12 protein-coding genes and 1 CRISPR repeat array are annotated in these 23623 nt (G+C 39.6%); of the genes, 9 read left to right on the forward strand and 3 right to left on the reverse strand.

The genetic code is table 11. From position 1 onward, the window contains the following. Positions 1-148 precede the first annotated feature (148 nt). Positions 149-580, forward strand: a complete 432-nt coding sequence (locus SanaruYs_RS19570; RefSeq protein ID WP_160118733.1) for an energy transducer TonB — start codon at positions 149-151, stop codon at positions 578-580. Positions 581-1087: 507 nt separating this feature from the next. Next, entirely contained in the window at positions 1088-3109 is a 2022-nt protein-coding gene (locus tag SanaruYs_RS19575) for a copper-translocating P-type ATPase (RefSeq protein WP_127124316.1), read from the forward strand. Between the two features lie 424 nt (positions 3110-3533). Here the strand turns inward: SanaruYs_RS19575 and katG are convergent, their stop codons facing one another. Next, positions 3534-5762 (reverse strand): catalase/peroxidase HPI, encoded by a 2229-nt coding sequence (gene katG, locus SanaruYs_RS19580; RefSeq protein WP_246011957.1) that lies wholly within the window; start codon positions 5760-5762, stop codon positions 3534-3536. A 177-nt stretch (positions 5763-5939) separates the two neighbouring features. Here katG and SanaruYs_RS19585 point away from each other — a divergent pair, with 177 nt between their 5' ends. Both SanaruYs_RS19585 and SanaruYs_RS19590 read left to right on the forward strand, forming a co-directional pair. Next, on the forward strand, positions 5940-6872 hold the full coding sequence (locus tag SanaruYs_RS19585) for a hydrogen peroxide-inducible genes activator (RefSeq protein WP_127124317.1): 933 nt from the start codon (positions 5940-5942) through the stop codon (positions 6870-6872). A 293-nt stretch (positions 6873-7165) separates the two neighbouring features. Continuing rightward, positions 7166-9622 (forward strand): alpha-amylase domain-containing protein, encoded by a 2457-nt coding sequence (locus SanaruYs_RS19590; RefSeq protein WP_127124318.1) that lies wholly within the window; start codon positions 7166-7168, stop codon positions 9620-9622. A 75-nt stretch (positions 9623-9697) separates the two neighbouring features. Here SanaruYs_RS19590 and SanaruYs_RS19595 read toward each other — a convergent pair whose 3' ends face one another. Both SanaruYs_RS19595 and SanaruYs_RS19600 read right to left on the reverse strand, forming a co-directional pair. Further along, positions 9698-11989, reverse strand: a complete 2292-nt coding sequence (locus tag SanaruYs_RS19595) for a GH92 family glycosyl hydrolase (RefSeq protein ID WP_127124319.1) — start codon at positions 11987-11989, stop codon at positions 9698-9700. Between the two features lie 46 nt (positions 11990-12035). Beyond that, positions 12036-14312, reverse strand: a complete 2277-nt coding sequence (locus tag SanaruYs_RS19600; protein WP_127124320.1) for a GH92 family glycosyl hydrolase — start codon at positions 14310-14312, stop codon at positions 12036-12038. A gap of 288 nt (positions 14313-14600) precedes the next feature. Between SanaruYs_RS19600 and SanaruYs_RS19605 the strand changes: the two genes are divergently transcribed. From SanaruYs_RS19605 to cas2, 5 genes are all read left to right on the forward strand, one after another. Continuing rightward, positions 14601-15002 (forward strand): DoxX family protein, encoded by a 402-nt coding sequence (locus SanaruYs_RS19605; RefSeq protein ID WP_127124321.1) that lies wholly within the window; start codon positions 14601-14603, stop codon positions 15000-15002. Positions 15003-15498: 496 nt separating this feature from the next. Then, positions 15499-19812: a type II CRISPR RNA-guided endonuclease Cas9 gene (cas9, locus tag SanaruYs_RS19610; RefSeq protein ID WP_127124322.1), complete on the forward strand. Its 4314-nt coding sequence runs from the start codon at positions 15499-15501 to the stop codon at positions 19810-19812. Between the two features lie 179 nt (positions 19813-19991). After that, positions 19992-20612, forward strand: coding sequence for a transposase (locus SanaruYs_RS19615; protein ID WP_127124323.1), 621 nt, complete (start codon positions 19992-19994; stop codon positions 20610-20612). Continuing rightward, on the forward strand, positions 20605-21540 hold the full coding sequence (gene cas1 / locus SanaruYs_RS19620; RefSeq protein ID WP_127124324.1) for a type II CRISPR-associated endonuclease Cas1: 936 nt from the start codon (positions 20605-20607) through the stop codon (positions 21538-21540). Before SanaruYs_RS19615 ends, cas1 begins: the two co-directional genes overlap by 8 nt. A 1-nt stretch (position 21541) precedes the next feature. After that, positions 21542-21871 carry a CRISPR-associated endonuclease Cas2 gene (gene cas2 / locus SanaruYs_RS19625; protein ID WP_127124325.1) on the forward strand — a complete coding sequence of 110 codons (330 nt, stop codon included), beginning with the start codon at positions 21542-21544 and terminating at the stop codon, positions 21869-21871. Positions 21872-21985: 114 nt separating this feature from the next. Beyond that, positions 21986-23469: a CRISPR direct-repeat array (repeat unit 36 nt; unit sequence GTTGTCAAAGATCGTTTGTTGAAAGCAAATCACAAC). Positions 23470-23623 lie beyond the last annotated feature (154 nt).

The raw sequence follows: 23623 nt of genomic DNA on the forward strand, positions 1-23623 counted from the left end.
CAGTCGGACTGAATCGCTGGATAAGCCTCACAACTTGGTTGGCGGCATAGTGCTCCGGCTGCTTTTGTTTATAAAATTTAACGATTAATACCTTTACTTCAAATCATGGTTTGAATCTAAAGGTTAGGCACAATGCAAATCAATGCAAATGAAGATTTTCTTAACTATCATAGGAATTATATTGTGTTCCAAAATCTACGGACAAGATGGTCTGAATGTAACGAAGTACGACCCCTCTAAACCCGACAGCTCCTACATAATATGTGAAATGCCTGGACAAATAATGGCTCAATTTCCTGGCGGATATGATTCATTGCAGCTATACATAGAAGAAAACTTAAATTGGGATCAAGGGCAAATAATTGTTTCGGGTACAGTGTATATTCAATTTGACGTTTTAAGAAACGGAAAATTGAAAAATGTAGAAATTGTAAGAGGCATGGGAGAAGTATGCCCTACTTGCGATAAAGCTGCACTAGAATTAATAAATAAAATGCCAAAATGGACACCAGCCATTGACGATGGAAAGATGATAAAATCCAAAGTTATAATTCCTATAAAATTTGATGGTTTACAGTAAAAAGACTGTACTGTGCCTAACATTTTTTGTAAATCATGGCTGTTCTGTGGTTAACGAAACTTTGGCTCTTTTAGAAAGTCCGTCAACCTACAGGATTGACTTACTACTTCGGTTGACTTTAGTATAGCTAACAAATTCTGGTTGACATTAAAACCAATGTGTGAATCCAAACAATTCTTAACGACTCAGTTGTTACCATTAAATGATTCTCCATTTTACATTATTGTTGACACAGAACGGACACATCTTGACCAGCGACTACAATTTAACTTTTGAAAGTAATGGCATAACGACAACAATTCGACCCACTTAACGTAGGACGACTCCGCATAGTGCCTAACAATAGCTACATTCCATGCCGCGTGACTGTTTGCCAATTACACACAAACTACTAACTTCGCTTTGTAACGTTGGAAACAAGCGTGCTTCGCTATGCGGCACGGCATGTAGCCGAGCGTTAGCGGTCATGCAATGCGACACCCATAACGGTAGATTAAAAAGCAAAAAATGGAACACACAGAGCATAATCATACCGAAAGCAAACACAAACATGACCACCATACTGAACATGATGGTTCTGGACACGACAAACACGCAGGACACAATGTCTCTGATTTTTGGAAGCGATTTATAATCTGTTCGATTGTATCCATTCCTGTACTTGCCTTGTCGCACATGATTCAGCAGTGGTTAGGATTTGAATTCACATTCTTAGGCGATAAATATGTATTAGCAAGTCTTTCCACCTATATTTTTGTTTATGGTGGTTATCCATTTCTGAAAGGCTTGTATGACGAAGTGAAAGATAGCGCCATTGGTATGATGACACTGATTGGCGTTGCAATTACAGTTGCATGGGCTTACAGTGTTGCTATCACTTTTGGTTTGCAGGGAATGGACTTTTATTGGGAAATGGCGACCCTGATAGACATCATGCTAATTGGTCATTACTTTGAAATGAAGTCAGTAATGGGTGCTTCACGCTCATTGGAGTTGCTCGTAAAAATGATGCCTTCCACTGCACATCATATTAAGGACGGGAACATTCACGATATGCCGGTCAGTCAATTGAAAATTGACGATATGGTCATGGTGAAGCCGGGCGAAAAAGTTCCAGTAGACGGTATAGTACTAAAAGGGGAAAGTTATGTGGACGAGAGTATGCTCACAGGTGAGAGCAAACCTGTAAAGAAAGAAAAAGACAGCAAAGTAATAGGTGGGGCAGTAAACAGTAATGGGTCTTTAACCATTAGAGTGGTAAGCATTGGAAAAGACAGCTACCTAAACAAAGTAGTGAGGCTCGTTGAAGATGCGCAAAAGATAAAATCCAAGACACAAAACTTTGCCGACCGTGCGGCCAAGGTTTTGACTTTCGTTGCCCTGGGTGGTGGTGTCATTACGCTTATTGTTTGGTTGCTGTTAGGGTTTCCTTTTGTATTCGCATTGGAAAGGATGGTTACTGTAATGGTTATTTCCTGCCCGCATGCCTTGGGTTTGGCCGTGCCTTTGGTGGTTGCCATTTCAACTTCAATTTCTGCACAAAAGGGCTTACTCATTCGCAACAGAACCGCTTTTGAAAATGCACGATTGATTACAACCATTATTTTTGACAAGACAGGGACACTTACAAAAGGCTCTCATGAATTACAAGAAGTAAAAGTATTGAGCAAAGAATTGGATGAAAAGGAATTGCTCCGTTTGGCATCAGGTATTGAACAACATTCTGAGCATTATATCGCTGCGGGTTTATTGCGAAAAGTAAAGGAATTGAAAATCGAAATTCCAAAAGCAGAAAATTTCAATTACTTACCTGGAAAAGGATTAGAAGGAAATGTAGAAGGAAAGGAAATAAAAGTAGTAGGGCCAAATTACCTGAAAGAACAAAATATCAGCGTGACCGACACGACCAATGATTTTACAGGAACAGTTGTTTATGTTATGATTGGCAAAGAAGTATCAGGATATTTTACCTTCTCTGACCAAATTAGAGAAAGTTCTTTTGAGGCCATTCGAATATTAAAAGACGCAGGTATTAAAAATTTGCTTCTTACGGGGGACAATGAAAAGGTAGCTAAGAAGGTGAGTGATGAATTGAAAATGGACGGCTACATAGCCAACGTATTACCACACGACAAATTAGAGAAAGTAAAAGAACTTCAAACAAAAGGCGAATATGTTGCCATGACAGGTGATGGCGTGAATGATGCTCCTGCTTTAGCACAAGCAGATGTTGGAATAGCAGTTGGTTCGGGAACTGATGTGGCAGCAGAAACCGCAGACATAATACTTGTAAATTCAAACCCAAAAGACATTGCTAACCTGATTTTGTTTGGAAAGGCTACCTACAATAAAATGATACAAAATCTTTGGTGGGCTGCGGGCTACAATATACTCGCAATTCCATTGGCTGCAGGAGTGTTATACAAGTGGGGGTTTATGTTAAGCCCTGCAATTGGTGCGGTGCTTATGAGTTTAAGCACAATTGTAGTAGCTATAAATGCTCAACTTTTAAAAAGGCGACTAAAATGAGAAATTCAAATATACATAGATATGGAAAAGAAGCACGAACCGCTAACAGTATGTTTGCGCAATGGTGGGGTTTGGTGTAAGCAATAAGTTTATATCTTCATTTAACGTTTGGTCACGTGCGACAATGAAGCGTTTCAAAGTCCCACCACTGCGCAAACACAAACGTTGCACACAAGGCGGTTGAAGTGCTTCGTAAGATAATTTCGTGTGATGAAAACCATTCGGCTTCGGATGATTTGACCACCCCCCAGTGATATAACGAATCGCGCGTAGCACGATTTTTTTTTATTTCTGGAAAGGTTAATCGTAAAAATTGAAGTCAAGAAAAAAATTTGACTCTAAAACGACTTCGTAAAGCATTTATATAGTAATAAAAAAAGGTGACCATTTACAAGGTCACCTCCTACTATTATTCAATAGTTATTTACGCTAAATCAAAACGATCCAGGTTCATCACTTTATTCCAGGCTGCAACAAAGTCTTTAACAAACTTAACCTGAGCATCTCCACAACCATATACTTCAGCAATGGCGCGCAGCTCTGAGTTAGATCCGAAAATAAGATCGATACGTGTAGCTGTCCACTTCGATTCCCCTGTTTTACGATCACGACCTTCAAATACATCTGTTGAACCCGAAATACCTTTCCAAGTCGTTCCTAAATCCAAGAGGTTAACGAAGAAATCGTTAGTCAATGTTTCCGGACGATTAGTGAATACACCAAGTTTAGATTTATCAAAATTTGCATTCAACACACGCAAGCCACCTACAAGTACCGTCATTTCAGGGGCGGTGAGTGTAAGTAATTGTGCTTTATCCACTAAAAGCTCTTCTGCTGAAACAGTGTACTTCTTTTTCATGTAGTTTCGAAAACCATCTGCCTGAGGTTCAAGAACAGCAAATGATTCTACATCCGTTTGCGCCTGAGAAGCATCTGCACGGCCAGGTGTGAAAGGTACTGTTACGTCATATCCTGCATTACTTGCAGCTTTTTCAATACCAGCACATCCACCTAACACAATCAGGTCTGCTAATGAAACTTGCTTTCCACCTGTGCTAAAATCTTTTTGAATACCTTCTAACGTTTTTAGCACTTTAGCTAATTGAACAGGGTTATTCGCTTCCCAATTATTCTGCGGAGCCAGGCGTATACGGGCACCGTTAGCGCCACCACGTTTATCAGAACCACGGAAGGTTGAAGCTGAAGCCCAAGCGGTTGAAACCAATTCAGAAACAGAAAGTCCTGAAGCAAGTATCTTAGACTTTAAGGTTATGATATCTTTTTCATCAATTAATTTATGCGTTACTGCAGGAACAGGATCTTGCCAAATTAATTCTTCTTTTGGTACTTCAGGGCCAAGGTAACGAGCAATAGGTCCCATATCGCGATGCGTTAACTTAAACCATGCACGAGCAAAAGCGTCATTAAACTCAGCAGGATTTGCCAAAAATCTTCTGGATATTTTTTCGTAGGCTGGATCAAAACGCAAAGACAAGTCAGTTGTTAACATCATTGGTGCATGACGCTTTGATGGATTGTGTGCATCAGGAACAGTTCCTGCCCCTGCATCTCCTTTAGGTTTCCATTGATGTGCTCCGGCAGGACTTTTAGTAAGCTCCCACTCGAAACCAAACAAATTTTCAAAATAATTGTGACTCCATTTAGCAGGAGTGGTTGTCCATGCACCTTCAAGACCACTGGTGATTGTATATTCACCATGACCAGTACCCAATGTATTTTTCCAGCCCATGCTCTGCTCTTCAATGCTGGCTGCTGCAGGTTCTGCACCTACATACTTGCTTGGATCACCGGCACCGTGTGTTTTACCAAGTGTGTGACCACCCGCAATTAACGCCACGGTCTCTTCATCGTTCATAGCCATGCGACCGAAAGTCTCACGAATGTCATGTGCGGCAGCGATCGGATCAGGATTTCCGTTAGGCCCTTCTGGATTTACATAGATCAACCCCATTTGAACGGCAGCTAAAGGATTTTCTAATTCACGATCACCTGAGTAACGTTTATCTTCTAACCACTTACCTTCAGAGCCCCAGTAAATATCTTGTTCTGGCTCCCACACATCTTCACGACCACCGGCAAAACCAAAAGTTTTAAAACCAGCAGCTTCAAGTGCGCAGTTTCCAGCAAGAATCATTAAGTCAGCCCATGAAATTTTTCTGCCATACTTTTGCTTGATCGGCCAAAGTAATAAACGCGCCTTATCCAAATTGCCATTATCAGGCCAGCTGTTTAGCGGTGCAAAACGTTGCGTACCATTTCCTGCTCCACCACGACCATCAGCAATACGGTAAGTACCTGCACTGTGCCATGCCATACGAATAAAGAAAGGACCATAATGCCCATAATCGGCTGGCCACCAATCTTGTGATGTGGTCATCAACTCATTGATGTCCTTTTTTACGGCTGCTAAATCAAGTGATTTAAATTCTTCTGCATAGTTAAACTGCTCATCCATCGGATTAGATAGAGAAGAACGTTGACGCAGAATGTTCAGCTTCAATTGATTAGGCCACCAATCTCGGTTTGTGGTACCATTACCTGCACTTTGCTTTAGCGCACCTCCATGAAAAGGGCATTTACCCTCACCATTCATGTTGTAGGATGTTGTGCTTGCGTGTGGATTGTTTTCCATTTTTGGTTGATTTACAAGTTGTTACTTATGAAAGATTAATAATATACTTTATTGATGTTATTTCCGCTGATTAATGTCATGCACCCTGTTTACAAATTTCATTTTAAGCATACAAGGTTAAGGGGTTATGCTTAATAAATCAAATTGATTATCTTTATAAACATATAGTTAATATCTATGACTTTAACACAACTGGAGTATATTGTAGCACTAGACACCTATCGTCATTTCGTACTGGCCTCGGAGAAATGCTTTGTAACGCAGCCCACCTTGAGCATGCAGATTCAAAAACTGGAAGAGGAGTTGGATGTGAAAATATTTGACCGTACAAAACAGCCTGTAATTCCTACAGAAATTGGTGCCAGTATTATTGCACAAGCGCGCATTACCTTGCGCGAGGCCAGCGTAATCAGGCAAGTTATTGCTGAGCAAAAAGATAATATGACCGGTGAAATTCGCATTGGCATTATTCCTACACTTGCCCCTTACCTCCTGCCCCAACTGTTTAAAAATATCCGTGAAAAATATCCACAGATTAATCTTGTGATCAAGGAAACAATTACAGAGGAGATCGTACAAGAGTTAAAATATAATCGCCTGGATTGTGGAATAGTGGTGACACCACTAAAAGATAATTCCATTAAGGAAGATATTCTATTCTACGAAGAGCTATTCGTCTATGTATCTAAAAAAAATGCACTCCACGATAAAAAATATGTGATACCCAGCGAAATTGATCCTAATCAACTTTGGTTATTGGAAGAAGGCCATTGTTTCAGGTCGCAGGTGCTGAACTTATGTGAATTACGAAAATATTCGAATGTTAATTTTAAGTATGAAACGGGCAGCATAGAAACATTAAAAAGAATGGTGGATAAAAGTGATGGCATAACCATTCTACCTGAATTAGCGGTAATGGAATTTAGTCAGGCGCAGATGAAACATGTAAAACGCCTGAAAGACCCGAGCCCCGCACGTGAAGTAAGCCTGGTTACTCATCGCGATCACGTAAAGATGAGGTTGATTAATTCGCTAAAAGAAGAAATACTTAGTGTTATACCAAAGCCCATGCATAAGTTACAAAAGAAAAAAGTGGTGGAGATAAACTGAATCTAGAACTGTTATTGTCAAAATCACACCATTAAGCTTAATCCATCCACAAATAATTATTCTTCTCAAATTACGCCTTGCTCTCTCAGACAAAACAAGGGATACACTTATACTCCTTAGCGAATTCTAATTACCAAATTTTTGAAACAATCTATTCAAAAAATTGAATTTTCAAGTTGTTGATTCTTAGCAAGGCCCTGCATTAAATGGACTAAATTGGATAAAAAAAGGTCTTCCTTCTCTCAAAAATAGATCGTTAATTGAGCTATCCAATTAACCATAAAATATATATTATGAAGAAGAAAAAAATTGTTTCAATACTTTTTCTTCTGGCCATTACACTCACTTCATTAAAGGTACATAGTCAGAATGAGCGAAAGGTTGTGTTGCAAGCCTTTTGGTGGAATTACTATAACAATAATTACCCTGAAGGTTGGTCTAATTATTTAATTGCTTTAGCACCCCGACTTCAAGCGCTTGGTATTGATGCGATTTGGATTCCTCCAGCAACAAAAGGTAACACCGGAACTGAGAGTGTTGGATACGATGTGTTTGATCATTACGATTTGGGGGATAAATACCAGAAAGGAACTACACCAACAAGAATGGGCACAAAGGATGAATTACTGCGCCTTGTTGCAGTGATGCATGCCTACGGTATTGAAGTAATTGCAGACGTTGTTCCTAATCACGTAACAGGTGCAGGCTCAAGTACCGGAGCTGGTGGAATTGATCCCATGGCTTGGGGTGATCAATACAAGAATTTTAGATACACTTGTTTTCAAACACCTTCCATTGATGAAAGTGCTGGAGACTATCTGTCAAGGCAAGGAAGGTTTTCAAAAAACTGGCAAAACTTCAATCCAAATCCAGCACAACCTTCAGAAAATTATCCCTTTTATAATCAAATGTTTGGACCTGATGTCTCATATGAAGCAGGGTCGTATGGTCAAAGTTCAAACGCAATCTTCAATCCATTACAAGGAGAAAACCACATGCGCAATGGTATGCGTGATTGGCTAAGATGGTATTATAAACAAGTTGGTTTTGACGGAGTTCGCTTAGATGCAGCCAAGCACTATCCCGCCTATGTAACAGAAGATCTACTCTGGAATCTTCAGAATAATGTAAATTGGGCTTCACCACACCCACCCTCATGGAATACACAAGGAGATGATTTATTTGCTGTATCTGAATACGTTCAAGAACCCGGGTATGACATGGATGCCTTTTGTGATGCATCACAAAACAGAACAGGAACGTTTGACTTTAACTTGAGAGATGGTTTATATGAAATGTCTCAGGCAGGAGGCTTTTTCGATATGAGTACTTTACCTTCTCGCCAACAAAATAACAGAAACAGAACAGTGCCTTTTGTTAATAATCACGACACCTTCCGGCCAATGCTTGATGGTAGTGGAAACTACATTGGCTGGAATGTTGGTGATGAATTACGCCCACATCTTGATCCATTTAACCCTAGAATGATTACCGCCTACGCCATGGCCTTAGCTGTTGATGGTTCACCTCAAATTTTCTTTGAAGACCTTTTCAATATTGGTGGAACTGGCATGCGCTGGAGTCATGATCCTGCCAACCTGACTGAGTTGCCAGTAAGGCCACGTTTAGAGAACTTACTCTGGTGCAGAAAAGCACTTAACTTTTCTGATGGAAACTATATTGTAAGTACAGTTAGTGGAGCTCCGAGTTACAGTCTTGGTTCTACCCCACAAGATTTACTTGTAATTGAACGTGATCCTGCTGGAGATAATAATAGTTTAGCACTTATCGGGATTAACGATAATGGAGCAAATTGGCAACAAGTTTGGGTTACTACAGATTTTCCAGTGGGTACTACACTTATTGATTATTCCGGTGCGAATGGAGCATGGTCGTATGTTGTGCCTAATGATAAACGTGTTCCTGTAAATGTTCCGCCAGCCAATCAACAATATGGTGGCTATTGTGTAATTGCCCCAAAAGGACAACAAGGAGAATCAGTTGCTTCTACACCTGAGTGGACTTGGCAAGAATGGGAAATGGCAAATGATCTTGGCGATAGTCATCCGCAATCACTAGAACAAGGTGGTGCCCTTCCTGCTTTTGACAACACTACATGGAGAACCGTTGGAAATATATACTTAGGAGTAGGAAGGCCAGTAAACGTACTCGCGTATCAGGAAAGAGTGTTAGAACTAGGTTTACCTGCTATTCCTGTAGATGTTGAAATAGTGCGAACTTCAGACGGTACAGTTGTGGATTCCTATTCGGGACTTGTAAACGGATGGTGCATGACCTACTTAGCTAGCACTGAGGGCTACTATACTTTACGTGTAAAAAATGCTAATGCTGGTAATGCCAGTCAGCGACTTTGGGTAAGGGCTACCTACGCACTCACAACTAACTTGCCCGATTTGTTTGCATCTATTGGCAAACCTGGTAGTTTAACAATTAAAACCTCCTCAGCTACCAAAGTTGAGGAATCAAAAACAACATTGTCACTTTCAACTTCACCCAATCCATTAGCTGCCAAAAGCACCATTTATTTTACTATACCTAATACTACCTCAGTTAAGTTGACACTTTTGGACAAAGATGGTAAAACCCTTAGCGAATTAATAAATTGCACCATGGATAAAGGTTCTCATAAAATAGAAATTGACTTATCAAGCTACAGTACAGGAACCTACATTTGCAGACTTGAAACTGCAGAGGGTACTTTAAATGATAGATTAATTATAGAAAGATAAAATACTTATACATTAAGGGACAGGTTATATCTGTTCCTTAATGTATTCAAATAGGAGATCTATTTATCAAAAGAATTATTTTGGAACCTTACTACTCATCTCAAATACCAAATTCCCGCCTTCTATTAAGTCTGCGTGCTTAATAAAATTACCTGTCAATTTTTCTCCATTAAGCATTACACTTTTCACATAAACATTTTTATCTGACTGGTTAAGTGCTTTAATATTTAATGTCTTTCCATTTTCAAGGTTAAGCGTGGCTTCCTTAACCAACGGACTCCCTAGCGCATACTGATCAGAACCCGGTGCTACCGGATAAAAACCCAAGGCTGAAAACAAATACCAGGCGCTCATTTGCCCGGCATCATCATTACCCCCCAAACCAGCTGAACCATTGTGATACTGATGTCGCAAAATCATACGTACACGCTCTTGTGTTTTCCAGCCCTTACTTGTCCAGTTATATAAATACGCCACGTGGTGAGCAGGCTCATTACCATGTACATAATTACCGATGATGCCCTCACGTGTAATGTCTTCTGTATGTGCAAAAAAAGCATCCGGTAAATCCATGGTAAAGAGTGAATCCAGATGTTCGGTAAATCTTTTTTCGCCACCCATTAATGCAATCATAGCCGCTGGGTTGTGTGGTACATACAAACTGAAGTTCCAGGCGTTGCCTTCAATGAAGCCCTGTCCCTCGGTATTCAATACATCAAAGTCTTTTTTAAATGTACCATCGCTTAAACGCGGACGCATGAAGCCAATGCGCTTATCGTATACATTACGCCAGTTTTCCGCACGTTTACTAAATTCTTGATAAATGTCCTCGCGTTTCAGATGTTTAGCCAGTTGTGCAATACACCAATCATCATAGGCATATTCTAAGGTAGAAGATACAGACGTTCCGTTTTTGTCACCTGGTATGTAACCGAGATCTATGTAATAACCAATCCCCTCATAACTTCTTTTTCGGGCTGTGGCAACGCAGGCGTCTAATGCATATTGTGCATTAATGTTTGCATTGCCTTTGATAATAGCATCAGCAATTACCGAAACACTATGATAGCCACTCATGCACCAGTTATCGTTCGCATAATGCGACCAGATAGGCAACATACCTAAGGCGCTTTGATCGTAATGTGCTAACATGGATTTAACAATATCACCATTGCGTTTGGGATTGATCAAATTGAGGTAAGGATGAAAAGCGCGGTAGGTGTCCCAAAGCGAAAGTGACGTATAGTTAACAAAATCTTTAGCCTGGTGTACATTCTGATCTAAACCCTTATACTCACCATTAACATCCATGTACAAGGTTGGCATTAATGCCGCGTGATACATCGCTGTATAGAAGTTGATTTTATCTTCTTCGTTAATGGTTTGTACCTGAATCTTATTTAGCTCTTTGTTCCAGGCTGCTTGCGCTTCAGTCTTGGCTTGTTCGAAATTCCAATGTGGAATTTCTGCCTGCATGTTCTCCAAGGCATTTCTAGTACTCACCGGAGACAAGGCCAGTTTCATTTTTACTTTTTCGCTAGCCTCTGTTTCAAAATCAAAGTATAACCTCAATTGTTTACCCGCTAAGTCAGGGTGATTTTTAGTTTGATCGAACTTGCGCCAGAAACCTTTGTACACTTGCTTTTTTGAATAGTCATTTGCACCATACTGTTTAAATGGTTTTGAAAACGATAAGGCAAAATAAACCGTGCGGGTACGCGACCAGCCGTTAGTTTGTCTGTAACCTGTAACCAATGTGTCATTTTCAATACGCACGAATGTCCACACGTTTTTGTCTTCGTAATTATAAATACCAGCCATCAAGTCCAATATAATATGTGCCTCTTCTGAAGCCGGGAAAGTATACTGATGGAAACCTGTTCGCTGCGAAGTAGTAAGTTCAGCTACAATATTATGGTCTTCCAACTTTACTTTGTAATAACCAGGCTCAGCTACTTCTGTGGCATGTGAAAATCTGGATCTGTAACCTGTCTCCGGTTTTTCTTCCGTACCCGGATTAAGTTGCAATGCACCAGCAGTAGGCATCACCAAAAAATCACCCAGATCAGAATGGCCTGTACCGCTAAAGTGCGTATGGCTAAAACCAACAATTGTTTTATCATCATACTGATAGCCTGCACAATATTTATACACATCTTTATTATAGCGGTTGTTTACTTCATAGGGGATAGTGTCAGTATCCGGACTGAGTTGTACAGCGCCAAAAGGAACGGTTGCTCCGGGAAAGGTATGCCCCATTTTTTCTGTACCTATGATGGGTTTGGCAAAGGGAATCAGGTTTTGCTGCGCTGATACTGATGTTGCAAGCACAACCAAAAACAATAAGCTAAGTAAGTTACTTTTCATTGGACAAGTAAATGAATTATTCAACACGTTATTAAAAGTAAAAAAATCAACGCTTCTCATTCGAAAAAGAATAAGGATAAGCATCAGCTGTAGTGCCTCTTTTTATATTAGGTTTCGCTGACATGGAGAAATTCAATACAGCACCCTTCATCAGTTCAGCATGACTCAACCAGTTTTTCGTGTAGGTTTTACCATTCAACTTCAATTCATCTACAAATCTGTTTTGTTCTCCATTATTAGCTGCATTAACAATAATCTGCTTTCCATTTTCTAACGTCAGCGTAGCCTTTTTAAATAAAGGTGCGCCTAACACATATTGATCGCTGGCCGGACATACAGGATAAAAACCCAGAGCCGAGAAAATATACCAGGCAGAAGTTTGCCCGTTATCTTCATCACCACAATAACCATCGGGCGTAGCGGCATACATTCTATTCATCGTTTCTCTTGCCCAATATTGTGTCATCCAGGGAGCACCAGCATAATTATACAAATAGATCATATGTTGTATCGGTTGATTACCGTGTGCGTATTGTCCCATATTTGCGATTTGCATTTCACGTATTTCATGAATTACACCACCATAGTAGGTATCATCAAATTTTGGCGGCAACGTGAATACAGAATCCAGCTTGCTTACAAATTTGTTCTCCCCACCCATCAAGTCTATCAAACCCTGCACATCATGAAAAACAGACCAGGTGTAGTGCCAGCTGTTTCCTTCCGTAAATGCATCGCCCCATTTAAAAGGGTTGAATGGAGATTGAAAACTTCCGTCTTTATTTTTACCGCGCATTAAACCTGTTTTTTTGTCAAATAAGTTTTTGTAATTCATGCTGCGTTTTGCATACACCTCAATTTCAGTTTTCGGTTTGTTAAGTGCCTTACCTAATTGATAAATTGCAAAGTCATCGTAAGCGTATTCAAGTGTACGCGCTGCATTCTCATTAATCTTTACATCGTAGGGAACATAACCCAGCTCATTATAATACTGAACGCCTTTACGACCCACAGCAGATACAGGTCCTTCATGATTAGCACCATGAACAAGGGCTTCATACAATTTTTCAATATCATAACCCCGTGCCCCTTTCAGATAAGCTTCAGCCACCACGGAGGCAGAGTTATTGCCAATCATAATGTCGGCATAACCAGGACTCGACCACTCAGGAAGAAAACCACCTTCGAGATAAGCATTCAATAAACCTTCCTGCATTTCTTTGTTAATAGCAGGATACATCAGATTTAAGAAAGGATACAAGGCGCGAAAAGTATCCCAGAAGCCAGTGCCGCCAAACATATACCCTGGGAGTATTTTACCATTGTAAGGACTGTAGTGCATAATCTTACCAGCTGCATCTACCTCATACAATTTTTGTGGGAAGAATAAAGTTCTGTATAGACAAGAATAAAAAGTACGCAACTGCGCATCACTTCCGTCTTCTACTTGTATTTTACCCAGTGTTTTATTCCAAATTGCTTTACCTTTAGTTTTAACCGTTTCAAAATCATCTTTACCCAACTCGCGTTGCAAATTCAATTCGGCTTGTTCAAAGCTGATAAAAGATGAAGCCACACGCATTTGTATCTTCTCTCCTCTTGTTGTTTTAAATCCGACAACACCACCGGCATGATTGGCATACAACTCCAAAGAATCCTTCACCAATACATTGCCACGCCAGGTATGCGCCATGGTAAAAGCTTTACTCAGGTAGATCACAAAATAATTTTTAAAATTGGTCAAGCTTCCTCTTCTGTAGCGGGTAGAGTAGCCGATAATTTTATTCTCTTCAGGAATCACTTTAACATACGATCCCTTATCTATGGCATCAATCACTATAAAAGAAGAATCGCTTTCAGGAAAAGTAAACTGAAAGATGGCGGCTCGCTCGGATGGTGCTAACTCTGTGGTTACATCCGCATCGGCCAGGTAAACACTATAGTAATAGGGCTTTGCAACTTCCGATTTATGCGAAAACCAACTCGCGCGATCGTCCTGGTTAATTTTGATTTTGCCAACGGTGGGCATAATGGCAAACTGACCGTAGTCGTTCATCCATGGACTGGGCTGATGGGTTTGTTTAAAACCACGGATCTTGTCCGCATCATAAGTGTACATCCAGCCATCGCCCATTTTACCGGTTTGTGGCGACCACAAGTTCATGCCCCAGGGTAAACCAATGGCAGGGTAAGTATTACCGTTGGATAGTGACACTTTAGAGAGTGTGCCCATCAAGGGATTAACAAGTTCTTCTGGCTCAGCAATTTGAGCAAACAGCAGATGACTGATTAGAAACAGACAAAGTGTAAAAATTCTTTTCATGGTTAAGTCTTGGTTACTTAAAACTAAAAAATAAGTACATGGAAAAGAAGTTTCTTATCGCCACTCATCATAAAATCAACAACAATCGTTTTGACCTTACACCTCATCCTATCATCAACGATTGCCTTTAACTTGCATTACTTAACTTTTGTTAAGTTGTCATGCTGTTTTAAAGTGATACATTTACTTACAGTAGTGTACAACTAAAATAAACTCATCTTTAACTACTTGAGGTTATCAAATTTCAGTTGGACAATAGCAATTTACTTACGCTAATAATTAATACCTATGCGCGCTTTTCCCTTCTTATCATTACACACTACACTTATACTGCTAAGAATAGCAGGTGCTTTAATTTTCATTACGCATGCGGTAGTGAGAGTAGCCAATGGAACCGTAGAACGTTTCGGATCCTTTTTGGAAAGCAAAGGATTGCCGTTGGGGATAGCAACGGTGTGGTGCCTGAGTGCTTTTGAAATTGTAGGTGGTGTATTGCTGGCCTTGGGCTATTATAAAAAATGGCTATCCGCAGGTTTCATTTTAATCTTACTTGTTGGCATTATACTTATTCATGCCTCAATCGGTTGGTTTGTGGGCGAACACGGATCAGGCGGCAGTGAGTATAGCTTTATTCTGATTGTGGCTTTGTTGGTAATTGCTGCTGGAGATGAAAAAGGGAAAACAAAGTAACTGAACCAAACAGTTTTACCCATAAATGACTCTTAAACCGGAGGTAAATCCCTTTGGTTGAGTAGCTACTCTTCTGTATAAGCTTTTTAGGCATTTTTACAGAGATCAAATAAGCCTGACACATTCGATTTAGTACTACAACAGTTCAGTTAAATTGGGTTACCCTCACTAAGCAGAAAAATCGGCACTTGCCAATTGGCTGTTACAAGACAACTATACTCCTGTTCAGATTTTAACTTTTTACACGAATTTCCTATATTTATTTAACAGTAACTAGTCTTCTCGTTTGTAGCCTAGCCCACCTCAATAGAGAAACAGGAAGCAGTCCGTGAAAATGACATTAATTGTCGTTGGTTGATTTTATTTTAGTGATAGTAGAGAGAAAGTAGAGGGCATAAAAAAGCCCCACCGAAGCAGGGCTGAGAAAATCTTCGGCTTATAGCCTTATTGTGATTTGCGCTACTAAATTATTAAAATAATAACAAAAAACAAGACGATGAATAAAATATTTGCACTTGACTTAGGTACAAATTCTATTGGATGGGCACTCCGTAATCCTGATTTACCGACAAACCAGATTGAAAAATTCGGGGTATTAACATTTAATAAAGGAGTCGGGATCGGTAAAACCGGAGAATACTCCTATGCCGCTGAACGGACAACGAAGCGTTCAACACGAAGATTATATCAAGCAAGAAAGTACAAGTTATGGACCACCCTTGAACACCTGATAAATGAAAACTATTGCCCTCTGAGTATTGCCAATCTCAACAAATGGAGATTATACGATAAGGAAGAAGCCAGAAAGAACAACAATGGTGGCCGGGTTTACCCGGTTGATGATATGGCTTTCGATGCATGGATTAAGTTAGATTTTAATGGTGATGGTAAGCCTGATTATACCAGTCCCTATCAATTAAGGAAAGAGTTGGCAGAAGTAAAACTAGACTTCGCCAAAGAAGAGAATCGCTTTAAACTGGGGCGAGCATTGTATCACATCGCGCAACGAAGGGGTTTTAAAAGCAGTCGCAAAGGTACGGATGATGCAAAAGAAAAAGAATCAAATGACGAGAGCGAAATAGCCGATCTGCAATATTCAGAGAAAAAGAAAAACAAAGTTATATTAGAATTACTTGAAAAGTATCCCAACGCAAAAACAATTGGGATGTTGTTTGCCCATCTTGAAGATAATGGAATAAGGATTCGTGAAAGCATAGTTCAGTATGCTATACGAGAGAATTTTAAAGAGGAGATTAAATACATCTTTCAATTTCAAGATTTATCATTAACAAACTCCATTTATTGCAAGCTGGCTGAAACCGGAAAGAACAAAAATGATGGAAGTATCTTTTATAAACGACCTTTACGTTCTCAAAAAGGATTAATTGGCAAGTGTACGCTGGAGCCAAGCAAATACAGAGCACCAATTAGTCATCCCAGTTTTGAAATTTTCAGGGCTTGGTCATTTCTGAATAATATTAAATACAAACCCATCGATGATAACGATGGGCAATGGAAACCGCTGAGTCTTGAACTAAAGAACAAAGTCTACAATAAACTATTCTTCCGTAAGAAACCTTATTTTCCTTTTTCTGATATAGCTGATCTGTTAGAAAAAGAAGGGAGGAAACTACATCTCAATTACAAACATAAAACAACCGTAACTGGCTGCCCTGTATCAGCAAGGCTAAAAGATATTTTCGGTGACGATTACCTGAACATCAAAATACCTAAAGTACCATCTGCAAAATCAAAGAAGAATTACTATAACATAGAAGATATCTGGCACGTGCTCTTTTCTTACGAAGACCAGGAGTATGTAATCGAATTTGCTGAGAATAAATTAAAACTGAATGCAGAACAGACCAAGCAGTTTGTAACCACATGGAACGCTACCCCTGTAGGCTATGCCATGCTTAGCTTAAATGCAATTAATAAAATCAACATCTTCTTACAGAAAGGATTGATATATACAGAAGCTGTTTTACTCGCAAACATTCCAGAGATATTAGGCAAAGGCCTATGGATGAAAAATGAAACGCTATTAATTGGTGAGATTGGAAAAGTGATAGATGAAAACAGGGAGCAGAAGACAGTACTTACTATTGTAAACAGTCTTGTTTCAAAGCATAAAAACTTAGAGAATAATGAAAAATTTGGATACAAAGACAACAACTATAAACTGGATAAATCAGACTTTGATACGATTGAAGAAACCATAAATGAGCAATTTGGCGCAAAAAGATGGACCGAAAAAACGGAAACAGAAAGGAATAAAATATCCACTGCTATAAAAGATTGCTATCAAGCCTACTTCATAACCACTGGACTTGAGCGAAAAGACATTCACAATGAACGCCACTTCTTAGTAAAATCTAGCAACAACATTTATTACAAAAGCGATTCCGGCTATTATCGCTTACCAAAACTGATAGACACATTAGGTGAGTTTTTGCAATTGAACTTTAATGTGAACGATGATACGCTAAACAAGATCTATCATCCTTCAGAGATAAGCATTTATCCATCTGCCAAAGCAGATAAAGATGGTGTGCTGAAACTAGGGAGTCCTAAAACAGGATCGTTTAAAAACCCTATGGCCATGCGAGCCTTACATGAGCTACGCAAGCTTATCAATTACATGATTGAGACAACCCAGATTGATAGCGATACACGAATTGTTGTAGAAGTAGCTAGAGAGCTAAATGATGCTAATAAGCGCTGGGCTATTGAAGCCTGGCAACGTCAACGTGAAGCGGAAAATCAAGAATTTGCCGAAGCTATAAAACAACTTTTGCAAGATCATGAAGGCATTAAAGCCAATCCAGAACGTTTGGATGATATAGACAAAATCCGCCTATTCTACGAGCAAAATAATGAACAACTTCTTCCTGCCTTGGAAGAAAATAATGAGGATGATAAGGATAGAAAGAAGCGTAAAAATAGAATTGAAAAAGACGAGGCGATAAGATGGAGTGGACATGGGAAAAAGCTTATTGACAAATATCGCCTTTGGAAAGAACAGGGTTATCAATGTTTATACACGGGTAAGTTTATCAAACTCACAGACTTGTTTGACGAAAACGTAATTGATTTTGAGCATACTATCCCAAGGAGTATTTCATTTGACAATTCGTTAGCCAATCTTACAGTGTGTTACGCTGACTATAACAGAAACATAAAGAAGAATCAAATTCCATTCAACCTCAACAATTATGGTAAAGATTATGATGGATATTCGGCCATATTGCCACGTTTAGAAAAATGGCAAGAGAAAGTCGATCGGATAAAACAACAAATAGATTTCTGGGCAACTAAATCGAAGAAAGCAGCGGATAAAAATTGGAAAGATGACGCCATTCGTCAGCGACATTTATGGCAAATGGAACTCGACTATTGGAAAAATAAAGTAGATCGATTTACTATGCAAGAAGTAACGAGTGGTTTCAAGAATAGCCAGAAAGTAGATACCCAATTGATTTCTAAATACGCTTTTCACTATCTGAAATCTTACTTTGAAAAAGTAGATGTACAAAAGGGAAGCATCACTTCAGAATTTAGAAAAATTTATGGGCTACAGATACCCGATTTAAAAAAAGACAGAAGCAAACATTCACACCATGCAAAGGATGCAGCAGTACTTACCCTGATACCTGCGGCTGCTAAAAGAGATGAGCTACTTAAAACCTATTATGAGCATCAGGAAAAAAGACAATCATTTACAGCCGAGCCTTTTAAAGGGTTTAAGCGTGAATTTGTTTGGGGGATAGATGATAGCATTCTGATCAATAATATTACAAACAATCAAGCACTCACACCCGCTAAACGCATTATTCGTAAACGCGGTAAAGTGCAGTTCATTGAAGGCACTCAAAATCCCAAAATCGCCACTGGAGATTGCATAAGAGGACAGCTTCACGATGAGACATTCTTTGGTGCCATTAAACCAGCCAAGAGAGGTGAAAAAGGAAATATCATTAGGGATGAAGAAGGTAAAATAATTCAAGAAGATATTCGATATGTAGTGCGAGTTCCATTTCAATTTAAAAAGGACACTAATTCTCCTGGATTTAAAACTCTTGAAGAAATAGAAAAGCAAATTGTAGATGAAGGACTGAAAAAGCAGATAAGAGTGCAAGTAGAAAAGGCAGGAGGCCTAAAAGAGGCTTTCGAGCAAGGCATTTACATGTTGGGGAAAAAAGGAGAAAAGATCAATAAAATAAGGCACATTCGGGTTTTTAAATCTGCAACTAAGCCATTGGAAATCAAAAGACATACCTACTTATCAAAGCACTCTTATAAACAAAACTATTATGCAAACAATGCATCAAATAGTTACTTCGCAATTTATCAAGGGGCAGATAAGAAGGATTGTGATTTTAGAAATCTTTTCGAAACAGCAAGAATAACTTCCACAAATACAATTGCCTCCAAAGAGGACCTGTTCGAAAAATTCGTTCATCTTAAAAAGGGCAAGACTCAGATAGAATTAAGATTAAAATGTATCCTTGAAACAGGCCTAAAAATTGTATTTATCAAAAGTAAAGAGGAAGATTTTAAAAGCATGCCACTTGATGAGTTATCTAAAAGATTTTATGTCTTCACCAACTTCGAAAGCGATGGTCGTCTAAATTTCAAGTATCACTTGGAGGCAAGAGAGAGTAAAGAAGTAACCGAAGACTATAAAGATTCAGAGGTAGATTTTGATAATCCAAAACCGACACTTCGTTTTGCTTACTCTAAGTATGATTTTTTTGTAGAGGGATATGACTTCAAAATAAAAATGGACGGAAGCATTCAATGGAAATAATACACGATCATCCCCTGCTGCTAATCAAATGCGAGGTGTAGCTGGTGGTGTTTTATAAAAGTAAAGTAAAGTAAAAATAAAACCAGACCTGACAGGTCTCGATAGCGAATTAATAAAGACCTGTCAGGTCTGGTTTTATCAGCAAGATAATTAATACTTGTCAGGCTTTTAATTAATAAATGGAACCTGAAAAATCATATCACCTCTACACGCACGCCAATGGCTCAGAAAATCTCTTTCGTAATGACGAGAATTTTCGTTATTTCTTAAAACGGTATGAAGCATTTATACCAGGCGTTGCCGATACCTTAGCCTACTGTCTGATGCCTAACCACCTGCACCTGTTGGTGAGGATTAAAAGTGAGGCTGAATTAAAGACGTTTTTTAAAAGTAAACTAAAAATAAAGTCAGAAGCGACAGGCCTCGAGAGCGAAAGTAATAAAGACCTGTCAGGTCTGGTTATATTACAATTCAGCCACCTCCTCAACGCGTACACGAAAGCATATAATAAAGTTTATAATCGTAGAGGCTCTCTTTTCACGAGAGCTTTCAGGCGAAAAGAAATTGTTAACGACAGTTATTTTACCAACATCATTCATTACATACACCATAATCCTTTACACCATGGTTTTGTAAAACAACTCACAGACTGGCACTGGAGTTCATACCACGATTTTCTCCTGCCGGAATTAACGCCTGTTCAGCAGCAAGTCATCAACTGGTTTGGCAATAGTCAGCAGTCCGTCCAGTTTCATCAACAAGTACTGAAACCTTTACCCGAAATTATTCCACATGATTAAGCGCACACTTTATTTTGGTAATCCTGCCTACCTGAGTCGCAAAGACGAACAACTTGTTGTACGTCTGCCAGAGGTTGAGAAAAATGACACCTTGCCCGAAACATTTAAAAAAGAGGCGCAGGCGCTTATACCCATTGAAGACATAGGTGTAGTCATACTGGATCATACACGCCTTACCATTACACAATACCTCATTGACGGACTACTTGAAAATAATGTGGCGCTCATCACCTGTAACAGCCTCCATCATCCGACCGGACTGATGCTTAACCTGGCTGGCCATACCCTACAGTCGGCTAAATTTAAAGTCCAGGTTGAGGCTAGTGCGCCATTAACCAAGCAATTGTGGCAGCAAACCATTAAAGCAAAAGTTAGCAACCAGGGCTTGTTGTTGAAAAGGTATGGCATAGAAGCTGGTAATCTGATGAAGTGGGCAGGCGATGTGAAATCGGGTGATGCCGATAATACAGAGGCACGAGCGGCTGCTTATTACTGGAAAAATATTTTCCCTGAAATAGAGGGCTTCAGGCGCGAGCGCGAAGGCATACCGCCTAATAATCTATTGAACTATACTTATGCGATTTTGCGTGCCATCATTGCGCGCAGCCTTGTCGGGTCGGGCCTGCTACCCACGCTGGGCATTTACCACCGTAACCAGTACAACCATTATTGCCTGGCCGATGACATCATGGAACCCTATCGCCCCTTTGCCGATGCGTTGGTGTGTGGCATTATCCGGAATGGTGAAGTGTATGATGAATTGAATACATCCATTAAAAAACAACTATTGAGTATTGCCTCGGTTGATGTGCTGATGGATGGTGAGCGTAGCCCGCTGATGGTGGCAGCGCAACGCACTACTGCCTCACTGGCAAAGTGCTTTGAAGGGAAAGCTAAGCGGATAATATACCCGGAGTTGTCCGATTAAGATGCGCCTCAATGAATATCGCATTATGTGGGTAATGGTATTTTTCGACCTGCCGGTAGAAACCAAAAAGGACAGGAAGAACTATGCCGAATTCCGAAAAAGTATGCTGAAGGACGGTTTCACCATGTTTCAGTTCAGTGCCTACATGCGCCATTGCCCAAGTCGGGAGAATGCCGATGTTCATGTTAAGCGAGTGCTCAAAAACCTGCCACCCAAAGGGCACGTGGGTATTTTAACCATTACCGATAAACAGTTTGGGATGATGCAGATTTTTTACGGCAGGGAGGAAAAAGAAAAGCCTCCAGTACCCCAACAACTTGAATTGTTCTAGGTAAAGGAGGCTTATTTTTGACAACACATCCACTAACAGGCAAGCATCTAACCCATTTTTAACACACTAAAAGGCTTGTAACACACTGATTTACAGTGGAAATTCGCCAAATTAGTTGTCAAAGATCGTTTGTTGAAAGCAAATCACAACACATACAATGTTTCAAGCTTGACCACTACAGTTGTCAAAGATCGTTTGTTGAAAGCAAATCACAACTCATCATCTTAATGCTACTATTCCTTACGGTTGTCAAAGATCGTTTGTTGAAAGCAAATCACAACTGCACAGTTTCAAATGAAATTCAATGGCCAGTTGTCAAAGATCGTTTGTTGAAAGCAAATCACAACGCACTATCCTCAATACTTCCCATCATCATGGTTGTCAAAGATCGTTTGTTGAAAGCAAATCACAACAGCAGTAGCTGCAACTGAAAAAGTTGTATTGTTGTCAAAGATCGTTTGTTGAAAGCAAATCACAACATGGATTGGCCTCGCCATCGGTGCGGTCGGTTGTCAAAGATCGTTTGTTGAAAGCAAATCACAACAAAATCTATATTCATTCAAAGGCCTTTCTTGTTGTCAAAGATCGTTTGTTGAAAGCAAATCACAACTAATAAGCTTAACATGGCGAAGCTTTCAGGTTGTCAAAGATCGTTTGTTGAAAGCAAATCACAACTTTCTTTCATTTGAGCCTAAAACAAAAAACGTTGTCAAAGATCGTTTGTTGAAAGCAAATCACAACTTAGAGCTGTATAACGAAACTTTGCCTGTGTTGTCAAAGATCGTTTGTTGAAAGCAAATCACAACTATCATGAGCGGCTACTTCTATCCGATACCGTTGTCAAAGATCGTTTGTTGAAAGCAAATCACAACTATGGTGGTGCGATTAGATCTAATTTGGAGGTTGTCAAAGATCGTTTGTTGAAAGCAAATCACAACATGGCCACTTCAAAGCCATGTTGTACCAGCGTTGTCAAAGATCGTTTGTTGAAAGCAAATCACAACTCATTATTGAGGGGGTTAATAAGACAATGAGTTGTCAAAGATCGTTTGTTGAAAGCAAATCACAACTAACGATAAGGATAACGGCCGACCAGTTGGGTTGTCAAAGATCGTTTGTTGAAAGCAAATCACAACACCGCTGCCTGGCAAGCCCCAAAACATCATGTTGTCAAAGATCGTTTGTTGAAAGCAAATCACAACTGCGTTGGATGTGTACTGATAAAAAGGCGAGTTGTCAAAGATCGTTTGTTGAAAGCAAATCACAACAGCAATGGTGTATTGTCTGCCTTTTTCTTGGTTGTCAAAGATCGTTTGTTGAAAGCAAATCACAACAACATTCAGTGTTTCAATTTACGTTTGGTGGTTGTCAAAGATCGTTTGTTGAAAGCAAATCACAACATAAGAGCGACAGCGAAAAAGTAGGGCTGTGTTGTCAAAGATCGTTTGTTGAAAGCAAATCACAACCACACCCCTGACGATGTCGCGAGCACCTTGGTTGTCAAAGATCGTTTGTTGAAAGCAAATCACAACACCTCATTATCACTTTTGGCACAGGTATCCGTTGTCAAAGATCGTTTGTTGAAAGCAAATCACAACAAACCAGCGTTGACAAATTGCAAAAGGTTGTACTAACCCCCTATAAGACTGGACAAGAATCTGAAAACAGATTTATAACAGTTAAATTAGGGAAATATGCCAAGAGGAAAAAGAACATTCACACCAGAAGAGCGATTAAGCCTTTTACAGGAAG

Origin of the sequence: Chryseotalea sanaruensis (genome assembly GCF_003990915.1) — a bacterium.
Taxonomy (GTDB): domain Bacteria; phylum Bacteroidota; class Bacteroidia; order Cytophagales; family Cyclobacteriaceae; genus Chryseotalea; species Chryseotalea sanaruensis.